General features: G+C 61.4%; 24 protein-coding genes, 1 pseudogene and 1 riboswitch. Of the genes and pseudogenes, 6 read left to right on the forward strand and 19 right to left on the reverse strand.

Annotated elements, in window-relative coordinates; translation table 11 throughout:
- Nucleotide 1: 1 nt before the first annotated feature.
- From cobC to cobO, 9 genes are all read right to left on the reverse strand, one after another.
- The gene (gene cobC, locus ACA059_RS23025; RefSeq protein WP_497631121.1) at nucleotides 2-577 is read right to left on the reverse strand and encodes an alpha-ribazole phosphatase family protein; all 576 of its coding nucleotides are present in this window, start codon (nucleotides 575-577) and stop codon (nucleotides 2-4) included.
- Nucleotides 574-1629 carry a nicotinate-nucleotide--dimethylbenzimidazole phosphoribosyltransferase gene (cobT, locus tag ACA059_RS23030; protein ID WP_497631122.1) on the reverse strand — a complete coding sequence of 352 codons (1056 nt, stop codon included), beginning with the start codon at nucleotides 1627-1629 and terminating at the stop codon, nucleotides 574-576. The genes cobC and cobT overlap by 4 nt, the downstream gene beginning before the upstream one ends.
- Entirely contained in the window at nucleotides 1626-2147 is a 522-nt protein-coding gene (gene cobU / locus ACA059_RS23035) for a bifunctional adenosylcobinamide kinase/adenosylcobinamide-phosphate guanylyltransferase (protein ID WP_497631123.1), read from the reverse strand. Before cobU ends, cobT begins: the two co-directional genes overlap by 4 nt.
- A 121-nt stretch (nucleotides 2148-2268) precedes the next feature.
- Nucleotides 2269-3720, reverse strand: a complete 1452-nt coding sequence (locus ACA059_RS23040; RefSeq protein WP_497631124.1) for a cobyric acid synthase — start codon at nucleotides 3718-3720, stop codon at nucleotides 2269-2271.
- On the reverse strand, nucleotides 3717-4709 hold the full coding sequence (gene cobD / locus ACA059_RS23045) for a threonine-phosphate decarboxylase CobD (protein WP_497631125.1): 993 nt from the start codon (nucleotides 4707-4709) through the stop codon (nucleotides 3717-3719). The genes ACA059_RS23040 and cobD overlap by 4 nt, the downstream gene beginning before the upstream one ends.
- Nucleotides 4702-5610 (reverse strand): adenosylcobinamide-phosphate synthase CbiB, encoded by a 909-nt coding sequence (gene cbiB, locus ACA059_RS23050; protein ID WP_497631126.1) that lies wholly within the window; start codon nucleotides 5608-5610, stop codon nucleotides 4702-4704. The genes cobD and cbiB overlap by 8 nt, the downstream gene beginning before the upstream one ends.
- Nucleotides 5607-6257 carry a 5,6-dimethylbenzimidazole synthase gene (gene bluB, locus ACA059_RS23055; protein ID WP_497631127.1) on the reverse strand — a complete coding sequence of 217 codons (651 nt, stop codon included), beginning with the start codon at nucleotides 6255-6257 and terminating at the stop codon, nucleotides 5607-5609. The genes cbiB and bluB overlap by 4 nt, the downstream gene beginning before the upstream one ends.
- Nucleotides 6254-7591 (reverse strand): cobyrinic acid a,c-diamide synthase CobB, encoded by a 1338-nt coding sequence (locus ACA059_RS23060; RefSeq protein WP_497631128.1) that lies wholly within the window; start codon nucleotides 7589-7591, stop codon nucleotides 6254-6256. Before ACA059_RS23060 ends, bluB begins: the two co-directional genes overlap by 4 nt.
- The gene (cobO, locus tag ACA059_RS23065; RefSeq protein ID WP_046048017.1) at nucleotides 7588-8199 is read right to left on the reverse strand and encodes a cob(I)yrinic acid a,c-diamide adenosyltransferase; all 612 of its coding nucleotides are present in this window, start codon (nucleotides 8197-8199) and stop codon (nucleotides 7588-7590) included. Before cobO ends, ACA059_RS23060 begins: the two co-directional genes overlap by 4 nt.
- Nucleotides 8200-8280: 81 nt before the next feature.
- A riboswitch (cobalamin riboswitch) is annotated at nucleotides 8281-8511 on the reverse strand.
- 154 nt (nucleotides 8512-8665) lie between these two features.
- Here cobO and ACA059_RS23070 point away from each other — a divergent pair.
- Both ACA059_RS23070 and ACA059_RS23075 read left to right on the forward strand, forming a co-directional pair.
- Nucleotides 8666-9250, forward strand: coding sequence for a hypothetical protein (locus ACA059_RS23070; RefSeq protein ID WP_309678127.1), 585 nt, complete (start codon nucleotides 8666-8668; stop codon nucleotides 9248-9250).
- Nucleotides 9251-9318: 68 nt separating this feature from the next.
- Nucleotides 9319-10632 (forward strand): PQQ-dependent sugar dehydrogenase, encoded by a 1314-nt coding sequence (locus ACA059_RS23075; protein WP_497631129.1) that lies wholly within the window; start codon nucleotides 9319-9321, stop codon nucleotides 10630-10632.
- Between the two features lie 92 nt (nucleotides 10633-10724).
- Here the strand turns inward: ACA059_RS23075 and ACA059_RS23080 are convergent, their stop codons facing one another.
- From ACA059_RS23080 to ACA059_RS23105, 6 genes are all read right to left on the reverse strand, one after another.
- Nucleotides 10725-11378: an O-methyltransferase gene (locus ACA059_RS23080; RefSeq protein ID WP_497631130.1), complete on the reverse strand. Its 654-nt coding sequence runs from the start codon at nucleotides 11376-11378 to the stop codon at nucleotides 10725-10727.
- Between the two features lie 15 nt (nucleotides 11379-11393).
- Entirely contained in the window at nucleotides 11394-11930 is a 537-nt protein-coding gene (locus ACA059_RS23085; RefSeq protein WP_497631131.1) for a C40 family peptidase, read from the reverse strand.
- 165 nt (nucleotides 11931-12095) lie between these two features.
- Nucleotides 12096-12746: a C40 family peptidase gene (locus ACA059_RS23090; RefSeq protein ID WP_497631132.1), complete on the reverse strand. Its 651-nt coding sequence runs from the start codon at nucleotides 12744-12746 to the stop codon at nucleotides 12096-12098.
- Between the two features lie 214 nt (nucleotides 12747-12960).
- A complete protein-coding gene (gene hda, locus ACA059_RS23095) occupies nucleotides 12961-13665 on the reverse strand; it encodes a DnaA regulatory inactivator Hda (RefSeq protein WP_008148645.1) in 705 nt (234 codons plus the stop codon).
- A gap of 230 nt (nucleotides 13666-13895) precedes the next feature.
- Complete coding sequence (locus ACA059_RS23100; protein ID WP_497631133.1) at nucleotides 13896-14969, reverse strand: AI-2E family transporter; 1074 nt, start codon at nucleotides 14967-14969, stop codon at nucleotides 13896-13898.
- Between the two features lie 38 nt (nucleotides 14970-15007).
- The gene (locus tag ACA059_RS23105) at nucleotides 15008-16069 is read right to left on the reverse strand and encodes a DUF2066 domain-containing protein (RefSeq protein ID WP_497631134.1); all 1062 of its coding nucleotides are present in this window, start codon (nucleotides 16067-16069) and stop codon (nucleotides 15008-15010) included.
- 382 nt (nucleotides 16070-16451) lie between these two features.
- On the opposite strand from ACA059_RS23105, the gene purM reads away from it, so the two are divergent.
- Genes purM through ACA059_RS23120 form a run of 3 tightly spaced genes read left to right on the forward strand, consistent with a single transcriptional unit; the run spans nucleotide 16452 to nucleotide 18882 of the window.
- Nucleotides 16452-17510: a phosphoribosylformylglycinamidine cyclo-ligase gene (gene purM / locus ACA059_RS23110; RefSeq protein WP_008148639.1), complete on the forward strand. Its 1059-nt coding sequence runs from the start codon at nucleotides 16452-16454 to the stop codon at nucleotides 17508-17510.
- Complete coding sequence (gene purN, locus ACA059_RS23115; protein WP_008148637.1) at nucleotides 17510-18160, forward strand: phosphoribosylglycinamide formyltransferase; 651 nt, start codon at nucleotides 17510-17512, stop codon at nucleotides 18158-18160. Before purM ends, purN begins: the two co-directional genes overlap by 1 nt.
- 8 nt (nucleotides 18161-18168) lie before the next feature.
- The gene (locus tag ACA059_RS23120; protein ID WP_102614662.1) at nucleotides 18169-18882 is read left to right on the forward strand and encodes a DUF3108 domain-containing protein; all 714 of its coding nucleotides are present in this window, start codon (nucleotides 18169-18171) and stop codon (nucleotides 18880-18882) included.
- A 63-nt stretch (nucleotides 18883-18945) separates the two neighbouring features.
- Here ACA059_RS23120 and ACA059_RS23125 read toward each other — a convergent pair whose 3' ends face one another.
- From ACA059_RS23125 to ACA059_RS23140, 4 genes and pseudogenes are all read right to left on the reverse strand, one after another.
- Nucleotides 18946-20124, reverse strand: coding sequence for a trans-sulfuration enzyme family protein (locus ACA059_RS23125; RefSeq protein ID WP_497631135.1), 1179 nt, complete (start codon nucleotides 20122-20124; stop codon nucleotides 18946-18948).
- The gene (locus ACA059_RS23130) at nucleotides 20121-21497 is read right to left on the reverse strand and encodes a pyridoxal-phosphate dependent enzyme (protein ID WP_497631136.1); all 1377 of its coding nucleotides are present in this window, start codon (nucleotides 21495-21497) and stop codon (nucleotides 20121-20123) included. The genes ACA059_RS23125 and ACA059_RS23130 overlap by 4 nt, the downstream gene beginning before the upstream one ends.
- 169 nt (nucleotides 21498-21666) lie before the next feature.
- Complete coding sequence (locus ACA059_RS23135) at nucleotides 21667-22710, reverse strand: methyl-accepting chemotaxis protein (RefSeq protein WP_497634719.1); 1044 nt, start codon at nucleotides 22708-22710, stop codon at nucleotides 21667-21669.
- A 96-nt stretch (nucleotides 22711-22806) separates the two neighbouring features.
- Nucleotides 22807-23292, reverse strand: a pseudogene (locus ACA059_RS23140) (MCP four helix bundle domain-containing protein); the annotation flags it as partial.
- Between the two features lie 252 nt (nucleotides 23293-23544).
- Here ACA059_RS23140 and ACA059_RS23145 point away from each other — a divergent pair.
- Nucleotides 23545-23961 (forward strand): OsmC family protein, encoded by a 417-nt coding sequence (locus tag ACA059_RS23145; protein ID WP_129442309.1) that lies wholly within the window; start codon nucleotides 23545-23547, stop codon nucleotides 23959-23961.
- Nucleotides 23962-24018: the final 57 nt, after the last annotated feature.

The raw sequence follows: 24018 nt of genomic DNA on the forward strand, positions 1-24018 counted from the left end.
GTCAGATCGCTTCCTTTAACAACACGCCAGACTCGACCGTCAGCGAAAACAACGCGCCATGCCCGACTTCGACGTTGAGCAACTGCTCACGAGGCAATCCCCGCGCCTGAGCCAGCAACAAGCGCATGACTCCGCCATGACTGATCAGCAACACCCGCTCGCCTGCGTAGGCAACCTGCAAGCGTTCAACGGCTGCCAACACCCGCGTCGAAAAATCCACCACCGGCTCACCCTGAGGCGGCGTAAACGAATAAGGGTTGGCCCAGAACAATCCCAACGCCTCGGCATCGGTGTCCATCAGCGCGGCGGCGCTCTGCCCTTCCCAGGCGCCGAAGTGCAGCTCTTGCAGGTCTTTATCCAACTGCACTGGCAAACCCAGTTGTGCGCCGAGTTCTTCGGCGAACCGCGCGCACCGCTGCAACGGCGAGCTGACCAAACGATCCCAAGGCCCCTGCTCGACCACCGCCGCGCGCATCTGCGCCCAGCCCTTTTCAGTCAGCGCATCGTCAAGGCTGCCGCGCAAACCGCCGCCGAGTTCCGTTTCACCGTGGCGCAACAGGTCCAGGCGCAAGGTCATGCCGGACGGTCCGCCACGGCGGCCTCGGCGAAGGTCGCCATCTGCCCGTGAAGGTCGCACGCCAGACGCAGCAACGGCACGGCCAACGCCGCGCCACTGCCCTCGCCCAGACGCAGGCCGAGGTCCAGCAGCGGTTCGGCGTTCAGGGTTTCCAGCACATGACGATGACCCGGCTCGGCGCCGCGATGACCGAACAACAGCCACTGACGGCATTCAGGATTCAAGCGCACCGCGACCAATGCCGCGACGCTGCAAATGAAACCGTCCACCAGCACCGCGACGCCTTCCTGGGCACACGCCAGATACGCGCCGACCAGTGCCGCGATCTCAAAACCGCCGAGGTTGAACAGAGTTTGCAGCGCATCGCCACGCTGAGCGCTGTGCAATGCCAAAGCGCGCTCGATAACCTGGGCTTTATGACTGACACCCGCCGCGTTCAAACCCGTGCCCGGCCCGGCCAGATGCACCACCGGGCAACCGAGCAAGGCACAGGCCAACGCGCTGGCTGCGGTGGTATTGCCGATGCCCATCTCACCACCGATAAACAACTGCGCACCCGCCGCGATGGCGCGCTGCACGCTGTCGCGGCCGGCCTGCAAAGCGAGCTCGCCTTGAGCCGGCGTCATGGCCGCCCCTTCGACGAAATTCGCCGTGCCCGGGCCGATGTTCAAGTGACGCACACCCGGCAAATTCAACGACGGCGTCACCGTGCCGAGGTCGACGACTTCAAGGGATGCCCCGAGTTGCCGCGCCAACACGCTGATCGCCGCCCCACCACTGACGAAGTTGTGCAGCATCTGCCCGGTGACTTCCTGGGGAAATGCCGACACCCCTTCAACAACCACGCCATGGTCACCGGCAAAAATCGCGATCCACAGCTGATCCAGTCTCGGCTTGACCTGCCCCTGCAAGCCGGCCAATTGCACGGCCACCGACTCAAGCCGACCGAGGGAGCCGGCCGGTTTGGTCAGCTGTTGTTGACGGGCCTCGGCCTGCTCGACCGCTTGAGCATCGATCGGCTTGCAGGGGTTCAGCCACCAGAATTGAGTCATAACGCAGTTCCTTTCAAAGTCAGGGGCAGACCAGCGACGGTCAGGACGACACGCTGGCAGCGCTCGGCCAACGCTTGATGCAGCCAACCGGCTTCATCGACATAGCGGCGAGTCAATTCGCCCAGCGGCACGACACCCATTCCGGTCTCGTTGCTGACAAAAATGATTTCACCCGGCAACGACGCCAGGCAGTCCAGCAGCGCATCACGTTCGGCCGACAGACGCTCGATGTCGTCGAGCATCAGCAGATTGGTCATCCACAACGTCAGGCAATCCACCAGCAGGCAACGTTCGGCACCGGCGGTTTCGCGCAGGATGCGAGCGAGTTGCAGAGGTTCTTCGATCAACGCCCATTCGGCTGGACGACGGGCGCGGTGATGGGCCACCCGCTCGTTCATTTCACCGTCGAGGGGTTGGCTGGTGGCGATGTAAGTCACCTGAAGCAGACTCTCGGTTGCCAGTTTTTCAGCCAGGCGGCTTTTGCCGGAGCGGGCGCCGCCGAGGATCAGTTGCAGCATGGTTTATTCCTTCAAATTGGCGGTGTGGCTACTGGCCCCATCGCGAGCAAGCTCGCTCCCACATTGGAATGCGATCACCTGTGGGAGCGAGCTTGCTCGCGATAGGGCCGGAACAGTCACCTCAAATCCCACAGAGCTCCCGCAGCAGCGACGTATCCAGATGCTTCTCCACCAGATCCGCCAGCCGCTCGATATCGCGCTCACGCAACGCGTGATAATCCACGTCCTGCACCGCCTGCAAACCTGCCCAGCGCAACAGCGCACTGCACGCCGCGGGCGATTCAAACAGCCCATGCAGATAGGTGCCGAAAATCTGCCCGTCCACACTTTGCGCACCGTCGCAGCGACCGTCGTCCAGTTGCACCGCGGCGTTTTCCAGCGCCGGCCCGGTGGTGACGCCGGCATGAATTTCGTAACCGCTGACCGGCGCGTCTTCGAGCGCCAGACGCCCGCGCACATTGCGCAATTGCTTCTCTTCTTCGAGCTGGGTTTCGAACGCCAACAAACCCAGACCTGCGCTGGAACCCGGTGCGCCTTCGAGGCCCAGCGGGTCGTGTACCTGCTCGCCGAGCATTTGCAGACCACCGCAAATCCCCAGCACCTTTCCGCCGTAGCGCAGATGACGACTGATCGCGGTGTCCCAGCCATTCGCCCGCAGATACGCGAGGTCGCTGCGCACGCTTTTCGAACCAGGGAGAATAATCAGGTCCGCCGGTGGAATCGCCTGACCGGGGCCGACAAATTGCAGATCCACCTGCGGATGCAGGCGCAGCGGATCGAAATCGGTGTGGTTGCTGATGCGCGGCAGCACCGGCACCACCACTTTCAGCACCTGGTCGGCCTTGTCGGTCTGACGCTGATCGATGCCATCCTCGGCTTCCAGGTGCAGGTCCATCACGTAAGGCAGAACGCCGATCACCGGTTTGCCGGTGCGCGCTTCCAGCCAGTCAAGACCCGGTTGCAGCAAAGCGATATCGCCGCGAAACCGGTTGATGATGAAGCCTTTGACTCGCGCCTGCTCGCTGGGTGACAGCAGTTCCAGCGTGCCCACCAGATGCGCAAAAACCCCGCCGCGATTGATGTCGGCGATCAACACCACCGGACAATCCACCGCCTCGGCAAAGCCCATGTTGGCAATGTCACCGGCACGCAGATTGATCTCGGCCGGCGAGCCCGCGCCTTCGACCATGACCACCGGATACGCCACGCTCAACCGTTCGTGGGAGGCCAGCACCGCTTGCATCGCGATGGCTTTGTAATCGTGATAGGCGACTGCATTCATGGTGGTAACGGCGCGACCATGGATGATCACTTGGGCGCCGGTATCGCTGTTGGGTTTGAGCAGCACCGGGTTCATGTCGGTGTGCGGCTCAAGGTTGGCCGCCTGAGCCTGCACCGCTTGCGCGCGACCGATCTCGCCACCGTCGGCGGTCACGGCACTGTTGAGCGCCATGTTCTGCGGCTTGAACGGCACGACGCTCACACCCTGACGCGCGACCCAGCGGCACAACGCCGTCACCAGCGTGCTTTTACCGGCGTCGGAAGTCGTGCCCTGCACCATCAACGTAGTCATTGGGTTTCCCTAGCGTAGGCTTCGAACGCTTGCGCGAGACGTGTCCAGTCGGCTTCATCGGCGGGCAAACCGAAACGTACGCTGCTGGTGTGCGTGAACAACCGCAGCAGAATGCCGCGCCGGGCCATGAACTCATGCAGGGCTTCGGCGCGGTCGGTGATCAGCCATTGGAACAACGCGCAACCGCCCTGAGGTTTGAAACCGTGCTGTTCAAGCAGCAGCGCCAGACGCTCGCTGGCCTCTTCAGTGCGAACCCGCTGCCGGGCATGCCCTTCGGTATCCAGCAGACAGGCCTGACCCAGCACCCGCGTCGGCCCGCTGACCGCCCACGGCCCCACTTGCTCGGCCAGCAACTTGAGCAACTTGCGCTCGGCCAGCACGAAACCCAGCCGTACACCGGCCAGGCCGAAAAACTTGCCGAAGGAACGCAGCACGATCAACCCGACCTGATTGGCAAAAGGTGCCAGACTCAAATGCGGCGTGTTGTCCATGAACGCCTCGTCCACCACTAGCCAGCCACCGCGCTGGGCCAGCCGCGAGTGCCAGTCGAGCAGCCGACTCGGTGTCAGGCTCAGGCCAGTAGGATTGTTCGGGTTGACCACCACCAGCACGTCGAGGCTGTCGAGGTAGAAGTCGACTTCCTGCTCCAGCACTTCACGCACGATGTAGCCGTTACGGCGCCACGCTTCGGCGTGTTCGGCGTAACACGGCGAGAGCACGCCGACCTTGCCCGCCCGGCGCAAACGCGGCAGCAACTGGATCGCCATTTGCGAACCGGCCACCGGCAGCGCCTGAGCGGCGCCGTAATAATCACAGGCCGCCTGCTCCAGGCCGTCATCGGTTTCCGGCAAACGCGCCCAGGCCCGCAACGGGATCTGCGGGACCGGAAACGGCCAAGGCGCGAGGCCGCTGGACAGGTCGAGCCAATCGGCTTCGGCGATGCCGTAGTCGAGCGCCGCCTTGCGTAACCGACCACCGTGCTCAAGCATAGAATTCAGCTCCCACGCAGAGAATCAGCAGCCATAACCATACCCCGCGCTGGACCAATTGCCAGCCTCGGTCGATGGAGTCGGCGTCCGCCGGCACGCCTTCGCCCAATGGCGGACGCTGATGCAGTTCACCGTGATAAATCGCCGCCCCGCCCAACTCGACACCGAGCGCACCGGCACCGGCCGCCATCACCGGGCCGGCATTCGGGCTGTCCCAGGTCGGGCCCTGAGTACGCCAGCACCTCAGCGACAGCCGGGTTTTGCCCAGCAGCGCGTAGGTCAGCGCCACCAGGCGTGCAGGAATATAGTTGAGGACGTCGTCGATCTTTGCCGCCGCCCAGCCGAAACGTTCGAAGCGTTCGTTGCGATAACCCCACATCGCATCCAGCGTGTTGCTCAAACGGTAGAGCACCACACCGGGCGCACCGGCGACAGCAAACCAGAAGAGCGCAGCGAATACCGCGTCGCTGCCGTTCTCCAGCACTGATTCTGTAGCGGCGCGGGCGACTTCAGTTTTGTCCAGTTCGCTGGTCTGGCGGCTGACCAGATAACTGACACGTTTGCGCGCCTCGTCCAGATCATCGCTGCGCAGCGCCTTGGCCACCGGCTCGACGTGTTCACCGAGGCTGCGCATGCCGAGGGCGCAATAGAGCACGAGAATCTCGACGATCCAGCCGACATAAGGCGCCCAGGAAAACGCCGTGGCCAGCAGGGTCAGCGGCAACACTGCAATCACCCAGGCAGTCACGCCATGGCTGCGCCAGCCGCGACCTTCACCATTGAAACGTTGCTCGATGCGGTCGGCAAAACGGCCGAACGCCACCAGCGGATGCCAGCGTTTGGGTTCACCCAGCAGCGCATCCAGCGCAACCGCGGCGACACTCAACAACGCCACACTCATTGACTCACTCCCCAATAATTTTCATACAGCAACTCACTGAGCGGACGCGCCTGCGCCCAGCCTTCGAGTACCAGCATCGGCGCCGGATAGAATTCCTTGACCGGCCCCAGGCAAAGAACGGCCAAGGGCTTGGCTCCGGCGGGTAAACCCAGCAGGTCGGCCAGCGCTTGCGGCTCGAACAGCGAGACCCAGCCCATGCCCAACCCTTCAGCGCGGGAGGCCAGCCAGAGGTTCTGGATCGCGCAGGACAACGAGGCCATATCCATTTCCGGCATCGTGCGGCGGCCGAAGATATGACGCTCGCGATCGTCCATCAGCGCAGCGACCAGCACCTCAGCGCAGTCGTTGATGCCTTCGACTTTGAGCTTCATGAATTCGTCGGTGCGCTCGCCGAGGGCTTCGGCGGTGCGGATGCGTTCTTCTTCCACCAGTGACTGGATCTTGCCGCGCAGGGCTCGATCGCTGATGCGGATGAACCGCCAGGGCTGCATCAGGCCGACACTCGGCGCCTGATGAGCGGCTTCGAGCAGGCGCCGCAGCAACTCGGGCTCGACGGTGCCGCCGCTGAAATGACGCATGTCGCGGCGTTCGCCGATGGCTCGATAAACTGCTTCGCGTTCGGCCTCGGAAAATGCGTTGTCGGTCATGGCCTCTTCGCGAGCAAGCTCGCTCCCACAGGGTTTTGGTCAGGCGCAAATAGCGCGGCAACCGCCGATGGATTGGAGGGGAAGTAAAAGTGCACGTAGGACGCGGTCATCCGCCCTTCACGATAAACCGCCTCTGCCCCTCGCCCACCGTTAGGGCTCAGGCCACGAGCAATCGGCTCAAGCTCGGTGCTGGTCAGCGAGTGGTGATAGGTGTGGCCGCGCAACGAACCTTCCGGCAACTCCACCGCTTGCAATGCCAGCGCGGCCAGACGCTTTTGCATCACCGCATCACCGGCCAGCAAGCCGACCAGTTCAGCACGAGTACCTTCGACATCCGTCAAAGAATCGAGCAAATAAAGCATGCCACCGCACTCGGCCAACAACGGTTTACCCGCCGCATGGTGAGCGCGAATGGCGGCCAGCATCGTGGTGTTCTGTGACAGCGCCACATGGTGCAATTCGGGATAACCACCCGGCAGATAAAGACTGTCTGCCTCCGGCAATTGCGTGTCACGGATCGGCGAGAAAAACAGCAACTCGGCGCCCATGGCTCGCAGCAAATCCAGGCTCGCGCCGTAGGTGAAGGCGAACGCTTCGTCACGGGCCACGGCAATTCGAACGCCGGCCAACAGAGGCTCGACAGCGATCACATCAGGAGCGGCGAATTCCACCGCTGGTGGCAGCGCGACCTCGCAACTGCTGGCCAGTGCATCGGCCGCCGCATCGAGGCGCAGATCGAGATCGTTCAACTCACTGGCCTGAACCAGACCCAAATGGCGACTCGGCAATTCGATCCCGGTTTCCCGGGACAAAGCGCCGTACCAGCGCAAACCTTCAGTGAGGCTGCCTTCCAGTAATTGCGCGTGACGCAGGGTGCCGACGCGGTTGGCCAACACACCGGCAAACGGCAAGTCCGGCTGATAACGCGCCAGCCCCAGGGCCAGTGCGCCAAAGGTCTGGGCCATGGCAGTGCCGTCGATCACACCGAGCACCGGCACACCGAAGTGTCGCGCCAGATCAGCGCTGGACGGCGTACCGTCGAACAGACCCATGACGCCTTCGATGAGGATCAGATCGGCTTCGCCGGCGGCTTCCCACAACAGACGACGACTTTCCTGCTCGCCGACCATCCACATGTCCAGTTGATACACCGGCGCACCGCTGGCGCGCTCGAGAATCATCGGGTCGAGAAAATCCGGGCCGCATTTGAACACGCGAACCTTGCGTCCTTGATTGCGATGCAAACGGGCCAGCGCGGCGGTGACGGTGGTCTTGCCCTGACCGGAAGCCGGCGCGGCAATCAATACCGCCGGGCAATGACGTGGTTGACTCACAATTCGACGCCTTTTTGCGCTTTGATCCCGGCCTGGAACGCGTGCTTGATCACGCCCATTTCGGTGACGGTATCGGCCAGTTCGATCATCTCCGGCTTGGCGCCACGACCGGTGACCACCACGTGCTGCATCGGCGGACGGGCCTGCAAGTCGCTGAGCACTTGATCGAGATCCAGATAACCGTGCTTGAGCGCAATGTTCAATTCATCCAGCACCACCAGGCCGATCGACGGATCACGCAGCAATTCGCGGGACACCGCCCACGCGGCTTCAGCGGCGGCGATATCACGCTGGCGATCCTGGGTTTCCCAGGTGAAGCCCTCGCCCATCACATGAAAACGCACCTGCTCCGGGAAGCGCCGGAAGAACAGTTCTTCGCCGGTGCTGCTGCGCCCTTTAATGAACTGCACCACGCCACACTGCATGCCGTGGCCCATGGACCGGGCGAGCATGCCGAAGGCCGAGCTGCTTTTGCCTTTGCCGTTGCCGGTCAGCACCAGCAGCAGGCCGCATTCATTCGGCGAATTGGCGATGCGTTCATCGATCACGGCTTTTTTGCGCAGCATGCGCGCCAGATGACGTTCGTCACGATCGGGGGTATCAGTCATGGGGGAGCTCTCCGTTGAGGCTGGATAACGGCGGGCAGGCACAAGAATAGACGGCAAGAAGCCTGGCATCGCCCACCGTGATGCCGCTGGATGGATCAGGCCGGTCTCCGGGCTCATGAGCGGCGTTGGCCTGACTGCGCGCCTTCCCATGTCATACGACACAGTGGCTCAAGGCGCAGCCTTCACTCATTTACCGTTGCGGGGGCAGCGCCGGGATCATGACTCTTCGTCGCTTGAAGATAGTCACTCACCGGCTTCCCTGTTTCACTCTGTCGACCAAGGTCACAGAGCACCTGAAACAAGCCGCGAAGGTTAGAGGGTTGGGGATGGAGCGTCAATTGAAGACGGGCGGCCTGCGAGCGAATAACTGCCGTCGATCAATTATCTGACGCCAATCTTGTGCCACACTCTCAGCAGTGATATCAAAGAGCCATAAACTCACAACACAATAACAAGGGTGAGCCATATGCAAGGCATGATCATCAGCAATCCGAAGCTGGAATTCCTGCGCCCGGTGCTGGAACGCTGGTTTGACTGTATCGACCGCTACAACGCCGTGCGCGGCGATAACGACACGCCTTACTGGTTCGACGAAAAAGCCAACCTGAGCCTGCTTTCCGCCGCGGCCTGGATGGCGGAAATGGTTACGCTGCAACAAACACCGACCCGTAAACAGACTGAAGAAGGCGAACGCAATGGCCGCGCCGACCTGTTTATCGCGACCAGCGAAGAGCGCGCGTACCTTCAAGCCACTCAACGCTGGCCACGCGTCAACAGCCTGAACCTGACTCAAGCTTTGCAAGACATCACCAGCGACGCCAAGCGCATCAGCTACGCCAGCGACCTGAAACTCGGCTGCCTGTTCGTTGCACCGCAAAAAGCCCAACAAAGCGCTACTCCGGAAGAACTCCAGGACATGGTCGACGACCTGCAAAAGGAACACACCTGCGCGGTAGCCTGGTACTTCCCCTATGCCTATCGCAAGTTGCGCAACGAAGCCGGCAACTATCACCCCGGCATAGCCGTGCTGTTCAAAGAAGCCCGCGGCTGACCGGTTGAACCATCGCGCACCTGCGCTTCTCTATTGATTAGGTCAATGCATTCATAGGGAAGATCAGCATGCGCAAGCCTCAGCTCGTTCTCGTCATCGCGCTCGCCGGAGGGCTCGCCGCCTGTGGTGAAACCTCCAGCCTGCAAGTCTCCGACGGCACCGGCCCGTCACCCAAGCTGCCAGAACCGAACAAGACCCTGATCCCGACGGTGAACATCGCCCCGGCGATCGGCTGGCCGGACGGTGCGAAACCCATCGCCGCGACAGGGACTCAGGTGGCGGCATTTGCCGAAGGCCTCGATCACCCGCGCTGGCTTTACGTGTTGCCCAATGGCGACGTGCTGGTGGCCGAAACCAACGCACCACCCAAACCCGATGACGGCAAAGGCGTTCGTGGTTGGGTCATGGGCAAAGTCATGGGCCGTGCCGGCGCCAGCGTACCGAGCCCGAACCGCATCACGCTGCTGCGGGACAAGGACCACGACGGCATCGCTGAAACCCGCACGGTGTTCCTGGAAAACCTCAACTCACCCTTTGGCATGACCCTGGTCGGCAATGACCTGTACGTCGCCGACACGGACCGCTTGCTGCGCTTCCACTACGAAAACGGCGAGACGGCGATCAAGTCAGAGCCGATGAAGGTGATCGACCTGCCGGGCGGCACGCTGAATCACCACTGGACCAAAAACGTCATCGCCAGCAAGGACGGTAGCAAGCTGTACGTCACGGTAGGCTCCAACAGCAACGTTGCGGAAAACGGCATGGACAAGGAAGAAGGTCGCGCGGCGATCTGGGAAGTGGATCGCGCCACCGGCAACCATCGGATCTTCGCCTCGGGGATTCGTAATCCAAACGGGCTAGCCTGGGAACCTCAGAGCGGCGCACTGTGGACGGCGGTCAACGAGCGCGACGAAATCGGCAGCGATCTGGTGCCGGACTACATCACTTCAGTGAAGGACGGCGGGTTCTACGGCTGGCCTTACAGTTATTACGGTCAGCACGTCGACATCCGCGTCGAGCCGCAAAACCCCGACCTGGTGGCCAAGGCCATTGCGCCGGACTACGCGGTCGGCCCGCATACCGCCTCGTTGGGCCTGACATTCGCTGAAGGCAACAGACTGCCGGCGCAATTCAAGGAAGGCGCATTCATCGGCCAGCACGGCTCATGGAACCGTAAACCGCACAGTGGCTACAAAGTGATTTTTGTACCGTTCAGCGCAGGGAAACCGACCGGGCAGCCGGTGGATGTACTCACTGGTTTCCTCAACAACGAGGAAAAAGCCATGGGCCGGCCGGTAGGTGTAGTGATTGATCAGCAGGGTGATTTGTTGGTGGCGGATGACGTGGGCAACAAGGTGTGGCGCGTGTCGGCGGCCAAGTAAAAGTCAAAAGACGCAGCCTTCGGCAGCTCCTACAGGGTGTACACCATCCACTGTAGGAGCTGCCGAAGGCTGCGATCTTTTTCAATAGGCGCCTAGCGCTTACGGCACAGGGTTAATCCATCTCCCAACGGCAACAACGACAGGTCCACACGCGAGTCATCCTTCAAGGCACGATTGAGCGCCTGGATGGCTCGGGTGTCTTCGCTCTCGGGATTGTCCTCAAGCACCCGTCCGCTCCACAGCGTGTTATCAAACACCGCCAGACCGCCGACGCGCAGCAGACGCAATGCGTGCTCCAGATAGCGTGGGTAGTTGGCTTTGTCGGCGTCGATGAAGATCAGGTCGAATGACTCTTGCTGATCCAGCTGAGCCAGGGTTTCCAGCGCGGGCGCCAGACGCAGATCGATCCGCTCGGCAAGCCCCGCTTCCTGCCAGTAACGGCGCGCGGTGGCGTTGTAGTCGCCGGGAATGTCACAGCAGATCAGCGAACCGTCATCCGGCAATGCAGCTGCCATGCACAACGCGCTGTAACCGGTAAAGGTGCCCACTTCCAGCAGACGCTTGGCACCGGTGAGTTTCACCAATAGCGCGAGGAACTGACCTTGCTCGGGTGCCACCTGCCAGCGAGCCATGGGCAGCGCCTGGGTTTCGTCACGCAAACGCTTGAGCAGCGGCGTTTCGCGCAGGGAAACGTCGAGCAGGTATTGATACAGGGAATCGTCGAGATTGAGTGTGCGAGCGGTCATGACAACCTCTGCCATTTAGGGGTTGCGTGCCAAGTGCTCAGGTTGCAAGACGCGCTTGGCACTCAGATAGGCTTTCTGCCAGTAAGCTTTGGACAAGCTGTCGAGCTTCACCGTGCCGCCGGTGGCCGGTGCATGGACGAAGCGACCTTCGCCGACGTAGATCCCGGCGTGGCTGACCTGAGAACCGCCATTGGTGGCGAAGAAGATCAGGTCACCGGTTTGCAGGCCTTCCTTGCCCACACTGGCCGCCTGCATGCTGATCATCTCGCGCGTGGTACGTGGCAGGGAAATGCCGGCAACGTCACGGTAGACATAACCGATCAGCCCGCTGCAATCGAAACCCGAATCCGGCGTGTTGCCACCCCAGCGATACGGTGTGCCCACCAGGCCGAGCGCGCGGAACAATACGTCTTCTGCCTCAGGGGAGAATGCTTGGGAGGAGCTGAAAACAATGGGAGCGCGAACCACCGGCGCAGGTGGCGGTGTACGGCTGGCGCAGGCGCTGAGCAGCGCTGCGAAGAACATGATTGCGAGGCGGGCCGACGTCGACATATGCAGAGCATCCTGATCTGGCTGCGGCTTTTTCTGCAGGGGGCGCAGAAAAGAAAACCGCCTGCGCAGGACGCAGGCGGTTTGCCATCAATAATAGATCAGGATTCTAGCTGCTACGTAGCAAACTTCAAGTAAGACTTTAAGTTCACCTTACAAAAAGTCCGCTTACTTGCGAGCCGTGACGATCGTCGGGGCTGCAGTTGGCGCCATCGCCAGTGCACGCTTGGCTTCGATGAAGGTTTTGCTCCAGTAGCTGTCGCCCAGGCTATCGATCCGGACACCACCGCTGCGGCGGCTGCTGGAATGGATGAACTGGTTGTCACCCAGGTAGATCCCGGCGTGACTGACGCGACCGCGACGGCCATTGGTGGCGAAAAACAGCAAGTCGCCCGGCTCCAGTTTGCTGCGAGAAACCAGCGGAGCGTCGACGTTGATCATTTCGCGGGTGGAACGTGGCAGGTTCAGGCCGGCTTCTTCACGAAACAGGTAACCGATGAAGCCGCTGCAATCAAAGCCAGCTTCGGAGGTGCCGCCGAAACGGTAACGGGTACCGATCAGGGACATGCCGCGTTCGAGGATGCTGTCGGCCAGAACCGGAAGCTGGTACGACTTGCCGCCGGCGAAGTCTGCCAGTTCTTTTTCGGTGGCCGCTTCTTCCTGCTCAAGCGCTTGCTGATAAAGAACGGAAGATTGGGCGGTAGCAGAATTTTTAACCTGCTGTTGTTGCTCTTGCTGGGACACTGGAGAGTGGGCAGCGCAACCGAACAACAGGGTGACGAGTGCGAGGGGCACGAGGGGTGCAAAGCGATTTAGCATGGGCACGACCGTGGCTGATAGTTCTAAAGAAGCCGAGACTATGCCTACTATCAACCTCATTTGCAAATTCAATCGAACTTTATGTGACTTCTTGGTTTCGCGTTTACATCTAAGCGCTTAAGCCCGTTTTAGACGTTCGCGCAGCCTGCAACCCTGCAGGAAAGCGGATTTCTTGACGCCTGAAATATGCAAAATCCGCTGCAGGCCCTTGGTTTTACCAGCCTAGCGTTTCTTTCAGGAAGGGAATTGTCAGCTTGCGTTGAGCTTGAAGGGAAGCCTGATCGAGACGCTCAAGCAGCTCGAAAAGCGCACTCATGCTGCGCGTACCGCGAGTCAAAATGAAATGCCCGACTTCATCGGTCAGGTGCAGACCGCGACGAGAGGCGCGCAGTTGCAAGGCACGCAACTTGTCTTCGTCGGAGAGCGGACGCATCTGAAAGATCAGCGCCAACGTCAGACGGGATTTGAGGTCCGCCAGCTTCACCGGCAGTTCACGCGGGGATGTCGACGCGGCGATCAGCAGGCGTCGACCGCTGTCACGCAGACGGTTGAACAGATGGAACAGCGCCTCTTCCCAATCCGCCCGACCGGCCACCGCCTGCAAATCATCCAGGCAAACCAGTTCGTACTGTTCGAGGTTGTCGAGGATGGCGATGCCGCGATCAAGCAGTTCGGCCAACGGCAAATACACCGCCGGCTCCCCCAGTTGCTCGAAGCGCAGGCAGGCCGCCTGCAACAAGTGCGTACGCCCTACCCCGTCCTTGCCCCAGAGATAAATCAGGCTTTCGGTCCAGCCGGCGTCGGCTTCGCATAGCCGCTCGACATAGCCGAGTGCAGCGGCATTGGCGCCTGGATAGTAATTGATAAAGGTAGCGTCATCACGCAGACGCACACCTAGGGGCAGCTGAATCGGTTTCATGCTGACTGAACAGTTCCAAAGGAACCGTTAGTGGCCTCTGTGTAAAGTTTGCGAAGTTTATACCCGTCAGGCGGGTCGCACAATGCGACAGACCACAAGCAAAATCAAAGGTTTGCGTTAACACACTGGTTTTATGCCAGTTTCTTTGGCGGCGCATGTGACAGCTGCGCGAGGGATGTGGGCCAACCTGGCATGGAACCAGGCCGCCCGTTACCAACCATCAACGGACCTTAGCGTTCAGGCTCGTCGGCACCACTGTAGATATCCGAATCTTTATACAAATCATGCACATGGCGCACCAGCACCATGATCACCGCCGCCACCGGCAGCGCAAGCAGCACACCGGTGAAACCGAACAGCTCGCCCCCTGCCAGAATCGCGAAGATCACCGCCACCGGGTGCAGACCGATCCGGTCCCCCACCAGCAATGGCGTCAGCACCATGCCTTCCAGCGCCTGCCCCACCATGAACACCGCGACGATTCCGATCATGGGATACAGATCGCCACCGAACTGGAACAGACCGGCAATCAAGGCAGCACCGATCCCGATGACAAACCCCATATAAGGCACGATCGCCGCCAGACCGGCAATCAAACCGATCAACAGCCCCAGCTCCAGCCCTACCAACATCAGGCCGGCCGCGTAGATCACGCCCAGCGCCACCATCACCAGCAACTGTCCGCGCACGAACGCACCCAGTACTTCATGGCATTCACCCGCCAGGATCACAACGCGCTCTTCGCGGTCACGGGGCAGCAGACCGCGGATCTTGGCCATCATCAGGTCCCAGTCCCGCAGCAGATAGAAACTCACCACCGGGATCAGCACCAGATTCGCCAGCCAACCGATCAACGCCAGCCCGGAAGCCGTCGCTTGGCTCAGCACGACCCCGACAATGTCAGTGGTCTGGCCCATGTGCTCACTGATTGCAGCCTTGAGCTTGTCGAACTTCCAGAAATTATCCGACAGTCCAAATTTCGATTGCGCCCACGGCAGTGCGGTGTGCTGCAACCAGTCGAGCATCTGCGGCGCCAATTCGTACAAGCGGAACAGTTGCTTGGCGAGCATCGGCACCAACACCAGCAGCAAGGTCGTGAAGATCAAGGTGAACAGCGCAAACACCGCCACCACGCCCCAGGTCCGAGACAGACCGGCCCTCTCCAGCCGATCCACCAGCGGGTCGAACAGATAGGCCAGCAGCAACGCGACCAGGAACGGGGTCAGAATCGGATGCAACAACCAGACAAACACGCAGAGCAGAACCACCCCACCCAACCAGAACCAACGCCGCGTATCGGCCATGTACCACTCCATTTGCATCTATATAAAGAAAGAAAACCTTACCAACGGAATCGCAACTGCGGCACCGGAGCCGGACTGGGTGCTACAGCAGGCGCCGAACCGTCGGCCACAGGCTGAACAGGCGCCGTCGGTGCCGACGCCTCACCGGCCGGGACTTCCTGCAACTTCGCCAGGGACAACTGCGCCTTCAACTGTTCGGCGCTGCCATTGACCCGGTAGAGAATCCGGTCGCCGTCGACACTTTGCAGACGCGCACCAAACGGCTCCAGCAAACGCCCAAGCGTCGCGTAGTGCTCCAGGTTCATGCCCTGCACTTCGAGCAATTGTTCGCCCGAAGCACCCGGTTTGACGACAAAGCGAGGCGCCAGCCGTTCACTGACCGCCAGCATCACCGCATCGGCCACCGCGGCCTGATCCGCACCCTCTACGCTGCCCGCCTCCTTCTTGTCGCCCAGCCACAAATGCCACTTGGCCTGCCATTGGCCGCCCTCTTCACGGGCATGCACCGCGAGCAAGGCGTCAGCGTTGTAACGCTCCGACACCCCGCGCAGTGGCGTCGCGTCCGTTCCTTCCAGATTCGGTGCCGTGGCGACGATCTGCTCACTCAGATCTGCCAGCGGCAGGCGCAGCGGCAAACCACGGTGTTGAGCCGCTCGGCGCAGCGGTGCAGCACTGGCCTGGCCATCGCCGACCAGACTCGACCCCTCGGTGGAATCGTTCAACCACCAGCCGAGGATCGAGGGCCGGTTCGCCCCCCACAACGACAGCCCGGCACGGCGCAACGCTTGCTCGGTGGTGGCCGGGTCGAAATCGACCTTCAGCACTTCCGGCGGGCCGGCGTCAAAGCCGTACTGACTGATGATTTGCTGCGGGTCCTTGCGCAGTGCCGCCAACCCCGGGTTTTGCGCAGCCTTGGGATCACCGGTCAGTCGCAACACCAACGTATCCAGCGCTTGCTGGGTCGCTTGATCGCGCACCTCAGGGGTTTGACCACTGACAGGCTGACGCACCTGATACAGGTTTTTGACGGTTTCGGCATGACTCGCCAGGCTGACCAGTGACAAACAGCCTGCAAATAAAAATCTAGAAAAAAAACGCATGGAGGATTCCTGACGACAAGAGCGGCTGGAACAGGCCGCGTGAACCGGATTGAGCAAGGCTGTGACCACGCCCCCAAGCAAAACATTCACCCGACCCTGGTAAGTTTTTGCACTGTGCTAACGATAGACGGTTAATAGCGATACCTTATACAGCCATGAAGGATGCGGCCAACACGGGCAATGAAGGTTTTTTTAAGCGGATATGCCCCTGCCGTCGGCCTGAGGATGGCCGCTGCCCCTCAAGCCTGATAAAATCGCGCGCCTTCGCAGACCGGCAACAGCCGGGCACCCTGAAATTCGCGGATGGCAATCGCCTTCGTCAGTTTCGGTGGTCCCACTGGACTCGGTCCTTACCCCTGAATCCCCCCTAAAGGCCTGGATCATGAGCAAGCAACCCTCCCTGAGCTACAAGGACGCCGGTGTAGACATCGACGCCGGTGAAGCATTGGTCGAACGCATCAAGAGCGTCGCCAAGCGCACTGCGCGCCCGGAAGTCATGGGCGGCCTGGGCGGTTTCGGCGCCCTCTGCGAAATCCCGGCCGGCTACAAGCAGCCCGTGCTGGTTTCCGGCACCGACGGCGTCGGCACCAAGCTGCGCCTGGCACTGAACCTGAACAAGCACGACAGCATCGGCATCGACCTGGTGGCCATGTGCGTGAACGACCTGGTGGTCTGCGGCGCCGAGCCGCTGTTCTTCCTCGACTACTATGCCACCGGCAAACTCAACGTCGAAACCGCGACCCAGGTCGTGACCGGCATTGGCGCTGGCTGTGAATTGTCCGGCTGCTCCCTGGTTGGCGGCGAAACCGCTGAAATGCCAGGCATGTACGAAGGCGAAGACTACGACCTGGCCGGCTTCTGCGTCGGCGTCGTGGAAAAATCCGAAATCATCGACGGTTCCAAAGTCGCTGCCGGCGATGCCCTGCTCGCCCTGCCGTCTTCCGGCCCGCACTCCAACGGCTACTCGCTGATCCGCAAGATCATCGAAGTGTCCGGTGCCGACATCGAAAACATCCAGCTCGACGGCAAACCGCTGACCGACCTGCTGATGGCCCCGACCCGTATCTACGTGAAGCCGCTGCTCAAGCTGATCAAGGAAACCGGCGCGGTCAAAGCCATGGCCCACATCACCGGTGGTGGCCTGCTGGACAACATCCCGCGCGTTCTGCCAAAAGGCGCACAAGCCGTGGTTGACGTCGCGAGCTGGACCCGTCCTGCCGTGTTCGACTGGCTGCAAGAGAAAGGCAACGTTGACGAAAACGAAATGCACCGCGTGCTGAACTGCGGCGTGGGCATGGTCATCTGCGTTGCTCAAGAGCACGTCGAAACCGCCCTGAACGTCCTGCGCGAAGCCGGCGAGCAGCCTTGGGTCATCGGTCAGATCTCCACCGCTGCCGAAGGCGCGGCTCAGGTTGAACTGAAGAACCTCAAGGCTCATTGATGTCCCAGACCTGTGATGTGGTGGTGCTGTTGTCCGGCACCGGCAGTAACTTGCAGGCCTTGATCGACAGCACGCGGACCGGCGACAGCCCGGCCCGCATCGCTGCGGTGATTTCCAACCGCGCCGACGCCTACGGCCTGCAACGCGCCAGGGACGCGGGTATCGACACCCGCACCCTGGATCACAAAGCGTTCGAAGGCCGCGAAGCCTTCGATGCCGCGCTGATCGAACAGATCGACGCGTTCAACCCCAAACTCGTGGTACTGGCCGGGTTCATGCGCATTCTCAGCGCTGACTTCGTGCGTCACTACGCGGGTCGCCTGCTCAACATCCATCCCTCGCTGCTACCCAAATACAAAGGGTTACACACGCATCAGCGCGCGCTGGAGGCTGGCGACACCGAGCACGGCTGCTCCGTGCACTTCGTCACCGAGGAACTCGATGGCGGACCACTGGTCGTACAGGCAGTAATACCGGTAGAGTTGCACGATTCGCCGCAGAGTCTGGCGCAGCGAGTTCATACCCAGGAACACCTGATCTACCCGCTGGCTGTACGCTGGTTTGCCGAAGGTCGTTTATCACTCGGCGAGCAAGGTGCTTTACTGGATGGAAAGTTACTCGCGGCCAGCGGCCACTTGATTCGAACCTAGGAGATTTTATGCGTCGCGCCCTGCTCTTCGCTTGCGCTCTGCTCGCACTGCCCTTCGCGCAGGCTGCAGAACTTCAACCTTTCTCCGCCAGCTACACCGCTGACTGGAAGCAGTTGCCCATGAGCGGCACCGCTGAACGCAGCCTGACCAAACAAGCCAACGGCGCCTGGAAGCTCAGCTTCAAGGCCTCGATGATGATCGCCAGCCTGACCGAAGAAAGCACCCTGACCCTGGACAAGGACACCTTGCTGCCGCAGTCCTACCACTTCGAACGTGGCGGCCTGGGTAAAGCCAAGAAGGCTGACCTGGATTTCGACTGGACCAACAAAATGGTCACCGGCACCGACCGCGGTGACCCGGTCAAGATCCCGCTCAACCGCGGCATGGTCGACAAATCCACTTATCAGCTCGCCCTGCAGCACGACGTGGCCGCTGGCAAGAAAAGCATGAGCTATCAAGTCGTCGACGATGGTGAAGTCGATACCTATGATTTCCGCGTGCTGGGTTCGGAAAAGGTCGACACCAAAGCTGGCCAGATCGAAGCAATCAAGGTCGAGCGCGTGCGCGACCCGACACAAAGCAAGCGCATCACCGTCCTGTGGTTCGCCAAGGACTGGGATTACCTGCTGGTTCGTCTGCAACAGGTTGAAACCGACGGCAAGGAGTACAACATCATGCTCCTCGACGGTACGGTCAACGGCAAGGCTGTCAAAGGCAGCTGATCCGGCTCGACACAAAAATCCGGAATCCGATAAGGGTTCCGGATTTTTTTTGCCTGCTGAAATTCAGATCCGCGCCAGCGCCTGTGCCAGGTCGGCGCGCAGGTCTTCGACATCCTCGACTCCCACGGACAACCGCACCAACGCATCGCCGATGCCGAGTTGCGCACGGGTGTCTGCGGGGATGGTGGCGTGGGTCATGATCGCCGGGTGCTCGATCAGGCTTTCCACCCCACCCAGGCTCTCGGCCAAGGCAAAGATCCGCACACTCTCGAGGAAGCGCGTGGCGCCAGCCAGGTCGCTGTTCAGGTCGAGGGAAATCATCCCGCCGAAACCGCGCATCTGCCGCTGCGCCAGTGCGTGCTGCGGGTGCGACGGCAGGCCCGGATAATAGACGCGCGCCACCTGCGGCTGACGCTCCAGCCATTGCGCCAGGTCCAGCGCGTTGTTGCAGTGGCGCTCCATGCGCAGCGCCAGGGTCTTAACGCCGCGCAGGGTGAGGAAAGCGTCGAACGGCCCGGCGATCGCGCCCACCGCGTTCTGCAGGAAACCCAGACGCTCCGCCAGGTCTGCGTTTTGTCCGACCACCGCGATGCCGCCGATCACGTCGGAATGGCCGTTCAGGTACTTGGTGGTCGAGTGCAGCACGATGTCGAAGCCCAGCTCCAGCGGGCGCTGTATCCATGGGCTGGCAAAGGTATTGTCGGCCACACAAATGATGCCTCGCTGGCGGCAGATGCGCGCGATGGCAACGAGGTCGGTGAGGCGCAGTAAAGGATTGCTCGGCGTCTCGACCATGACCATCCGCGTGCCGTCCTGCAGCGCCGCTTCGAAGGCCGACAAATCAGTCAGGTCGACGAAGCTGAAGCGATGCCCGGCGCTGCGCCGGCGCACCTTGTCGAACAGGCGGAAAGTACCGCCGTACAGGTCGTTGCCGGAGACGATGTGCGAATCAGCATCGAGCAATTCGAGCACGGTGGAAATCGTCGCCAGCCCGGACGCGAACGCGAAGGCCTGGGTGCCGCCTTCGAGGTCTGCAACGCAACGCTCCAGCGCAAAGCGCGTCGGGTTGTGCGAGCGCCCATAGTCGAAGCCTTTGTGCACTCCGGGGCTCTGCTGCAAATAGGTGGAGTTGGCGTAAATCGGCGGCATCAGCGCCCCGGTGGACGGATCGGGCGTTTGCCCGGCATGGATCACACGGGTGGCGAAGGCGCGTGGCACAGCGTTTTCATCGTGCTGACTCATGTAAGCGATCTCCGTAGGTGAATGAGCATGTCGACTCGAGTAATCAAGCCGTAGAAGCCCGAAGCGTCAGCGATGATCGCCACCAGCCCACGGTCGAGCTCCGCCCGCAGTTCAGCCAGACTGGCGCTTGGAGGCAGGGTTTGCAGCTTATCGGTCATCGCGCTGGCCACGCTCGCGCGAAAGTGCGAAGCCTCTTCTTGCATGCCAAGCAGAATGTCGGACTCGTCGATCACGCCGACCAGCCGCTGCCCGCCCTCCAGCACCGGCAGTTGCGACACATCAGCCAGGCGCATGCGCTGGAACGCGGTGAGCAGCGTATCGTCCGGGCCCACGCTGATCACCCGGCCATCCTCGAAGCGCCGTGAGATCAGGTCGCGCAGATCGCCGTAATGTTTGTACTGCAACAGGCCCTGATCGTTCATCCACTGGTCGTTGTAGACCTTCGACAGGTAGCGCGTGCCGGTGTCGCAGACGAAGCTGACGACCCGCTTCGGCTCGGTCTGCTCGCGGCAGTAACGCAGCGCCGCCGCCAGCAGTGTGCCGGTCGAAGAGCCGCCGAGTATGCCTTCGGCGCGCAGCAGTTGGCGTGCATGATCGAAGCTTTCCTCGTCGCTGATCGAGTAGGCGTGGCGCACGCTGGACAGGTCGGCAATCGACGGAATGAAGTCCTCGCCGATGCCCTCCACCGCCCAGGAGCCGGGCGTGCTCATGGTGCCGCTGCGGCTGTATTCGGCCATCACCGAGCCGACCGGATCGGCCAGCACCATGACCAGGTCCGGTTGCACGCGGCGAAAGAAACGAGTCAGCCCAGTCAGCGTACCGGCCGACCCAACGCCGACAACGATGGCGTCCAGATCATGCTGAGTCTGCGCCCAGATCTCCGGCGCGGTGCTGCACTCGTGGGCCAGCGGATTGGCCGGGTTGTTGAATTGATCGGCGAAGAAGGCGTCGGGAATTTCCAGCGCCAGCCGTGCCGCAACATCCTGGTAGTAATCGGGATGGCCCTTGCCAACGTCGGAGCGGGTGATGTGCACCTCGGCGCCCATCGCCTTGAGGTGCAAAACCTTCTCGGTGGACATCTTGTCCGGCACCACCAACACCACTCGGTAACCCTTGGCACGGCCGACCAGGGCCAGACCAAGACCGGTGTTGCCGGCGGTGGCCTCGACGATGGTGCCGCCGGGACGCAAGCGGCCATCGCGCTCGGCGGCGTCGATCATCGCCAGGCCGATGCGATCCTTGATCGAGCCGCCGGGGTTCTGCGATTCGAGCTTGAGGAACAGCGTGCACGGGCCGGTATCGAAACGGCTGACGCGCACCAGCGGCGTATTGCCGATCAGTTCGAGCACGGCGGGTCGGGAGTCAGTGGGCATGTCGTCACCTCGCTACGGAAATTAGCACTGGATGGACAGCAACCGGCGGCGGATCATCGCGCACCAGTCACAGGCAAAGTCTCGCTTGGACCATAGGCCGGGATGGCGCCACCCGCAACCTTGCACAGCTAGCCGGTAGCGTCGCCGGAACGACAAAGCCCCCCGACGTTCAGACCGAGAACCGCGCCACCATCGTATTCAGATCGACCGCCAACCGAGACAGCTCCTGGCTCGCCGCACTGGTTTGATTCGCCCCGGCCGACGTCTGCAACGCAAGATCGCGAATGTTCATCAGGTTGCGATCCACCTCGCGCGCGACAGCCGCTTGCTCCTCTGAGGCACTGGCGATCACCAGGTTGCGCTCATTGATCAGGGTAAACGCCGTGGCGATTTCCTCCAGCGCCGTGCCCGCGGCTTTCGCCACTTCCAAGGTCGAACGCGCGCGAGTGTTGCTCTGCTGCATCGAGCTGACCGCAGCATCGGTGCCTTGCTGGATGCCAGTAATCATCTGCTCGATTTCCTGGGTCGATTGCTGCGTCCGGTGCGCCAGCGCCCGCACTTCATCGGCCACCACCGCAAATCCGCGTCCGGCACTCCCGGCCCGCGCCGCTTCGATGGCCGCGTTCAGGGCCAGCAAGTTCGTCTGCTCGGCAATCGAGCGAATCACATCCAGGACTTTGCTGATGCCATAAACTTTCTGCGCCAGGTCCTCGACCTGAGTCGCATTGGCCGTGACATCGTCGGCCAGGGATTCGATGGACAACACGGTCTGATGCACCTGTTCGCGACCGTGCTGGGCGATCCGGTCGGATTCCCGAGACGCTTCGGACGTGGCCACCGCATTGCTCGCGACCTCCTCCACCGCAGCGGTCATCTGATTCACCGCCGTCGCGGCCTGGTCGATTTCCAGGCTCTGCTGATGCAGGCCCCGGGTGGCCTCTTCAGTCACACAACTGAGTTCTTCCGAAGCCGAGGCCAATTGGCTGGATGAGTCGGAAATACGCCGCAGGGTTTCGCGCAAACTCCCCTGCATGCTCTTGAGGGCGTGCAACAGCCGCGCCGGCTCGTCCTTGCCGGTGATGCTGATATCACCGGTGAGATCGCCGCCAGCCACCCCTTCAGCCACCTTCAACGATTGGGAAAGCGGCACGACGATGCTGCGGGTCAGCAGCAGCGCCAGGCCGATGGTCATCAGCGCCGTCAGGCCGATCATCACCCCGACCCAGACCCGCGAATGGCTGAACACTTGGCGCCCCGCCTCCGTCGCCAGGTTAGCGTTGTGCTTGTTCAATTCGACCAATGCCTTGAGGGTGACGGTGATTTCATCGGCCAACGGACTCATCTCGCCATTGAGGATGGCGGCCGCCTCTTCCACCCTTCCCTGGGCAGACAGCGTCATCACCTGAGTCTGGAACTGCAGGTATTGTTGCTCCGAAGCTTTGAAGCGGTCGAACAGCACACGCTCTTCGGGCAGCACGATCAGCGCGTCATAACGCTGCTGAGGCTCACTGAGGTTGCCTTTGAGCTCGTTGAGTTTGCTGACGTTTTGCGCCAGCGCCTGCGGGTCGCGATTGAGCAGCAGGCGCATGGTCAGCGCCCGCAGCCGCAGCATGTCCTGATTCATCTCCCCGACCGCCATCACGCTGGGCAGCCAGTTGTCATCGACCTGATCGGACTGCGCGCGCATGTTCGACATTTGCATCAGGGCGAACGCCCCCAATCCAAACACCATCAACGCCAGCAGGCCAAAACCCAGGCCCGCGCGCGGCGCAATATTGAGACTTCTGATACTCATTAATCTGGTTCCTTCCAAAAGTGCCGCCTCAATCCTGCAGCGGGTTGCCTTAGAAGGTATCGGCCCTGAGAGATTTTGCGTAAGACGAAAAAGTGATATCAAAACGCCTTACTACTTCGATCGTCGGGCGGTAACGATTCAGCGCACGGCAATGGGTACGCAAGAAAGTGGAACGCGTAACAGGAGGAGTGCTCTATACCTTCAAGGTCTTTTTTGATCGAATGACTTTTCCTGTTACCTGCGAGGTTTCCCATGACTGTCACCGTCAATACCGTTTCCGCCGAAGGTTTTCGTCACAGCGTACAGATCGATGACCACGAACTCTTTGCCGACGTACCGACACTCGCCGGCGGCGAAGGCTCGGCGCCCGAGCCACACGATTACTTCGACGCGGCCCTGGGCGCCTGCAAGGCCCTGACCCTGAAGATGTACGCGAAGAAGAAAGACATCCCGCTGACCGGTGTCACGGTCGAAGTCAAACGTGACAACAGCGAAGAGCAGAAAGGTAAATATGCCCTGCACGTCAAATTGACCCTCAAGGGTGTGCTCACCGACGCTCAACGCGATGAGCTGCACCGCGTGGCCGACCGTTGCCCGGTCCACAAGTTGATGACCACCACCGACGTCAGCATCGAAACGCACCTGTCTGAAGGTGCCTTCAGCCAATAGCGGCAAGGGCTGCGCAAGCGGGTTATGCTCCACGCATTACCCGCTCAGCCTGGAATG

It is taken from the genome of Pseudomonas sp. LBUM1647 (assembly GCF_059716175.1).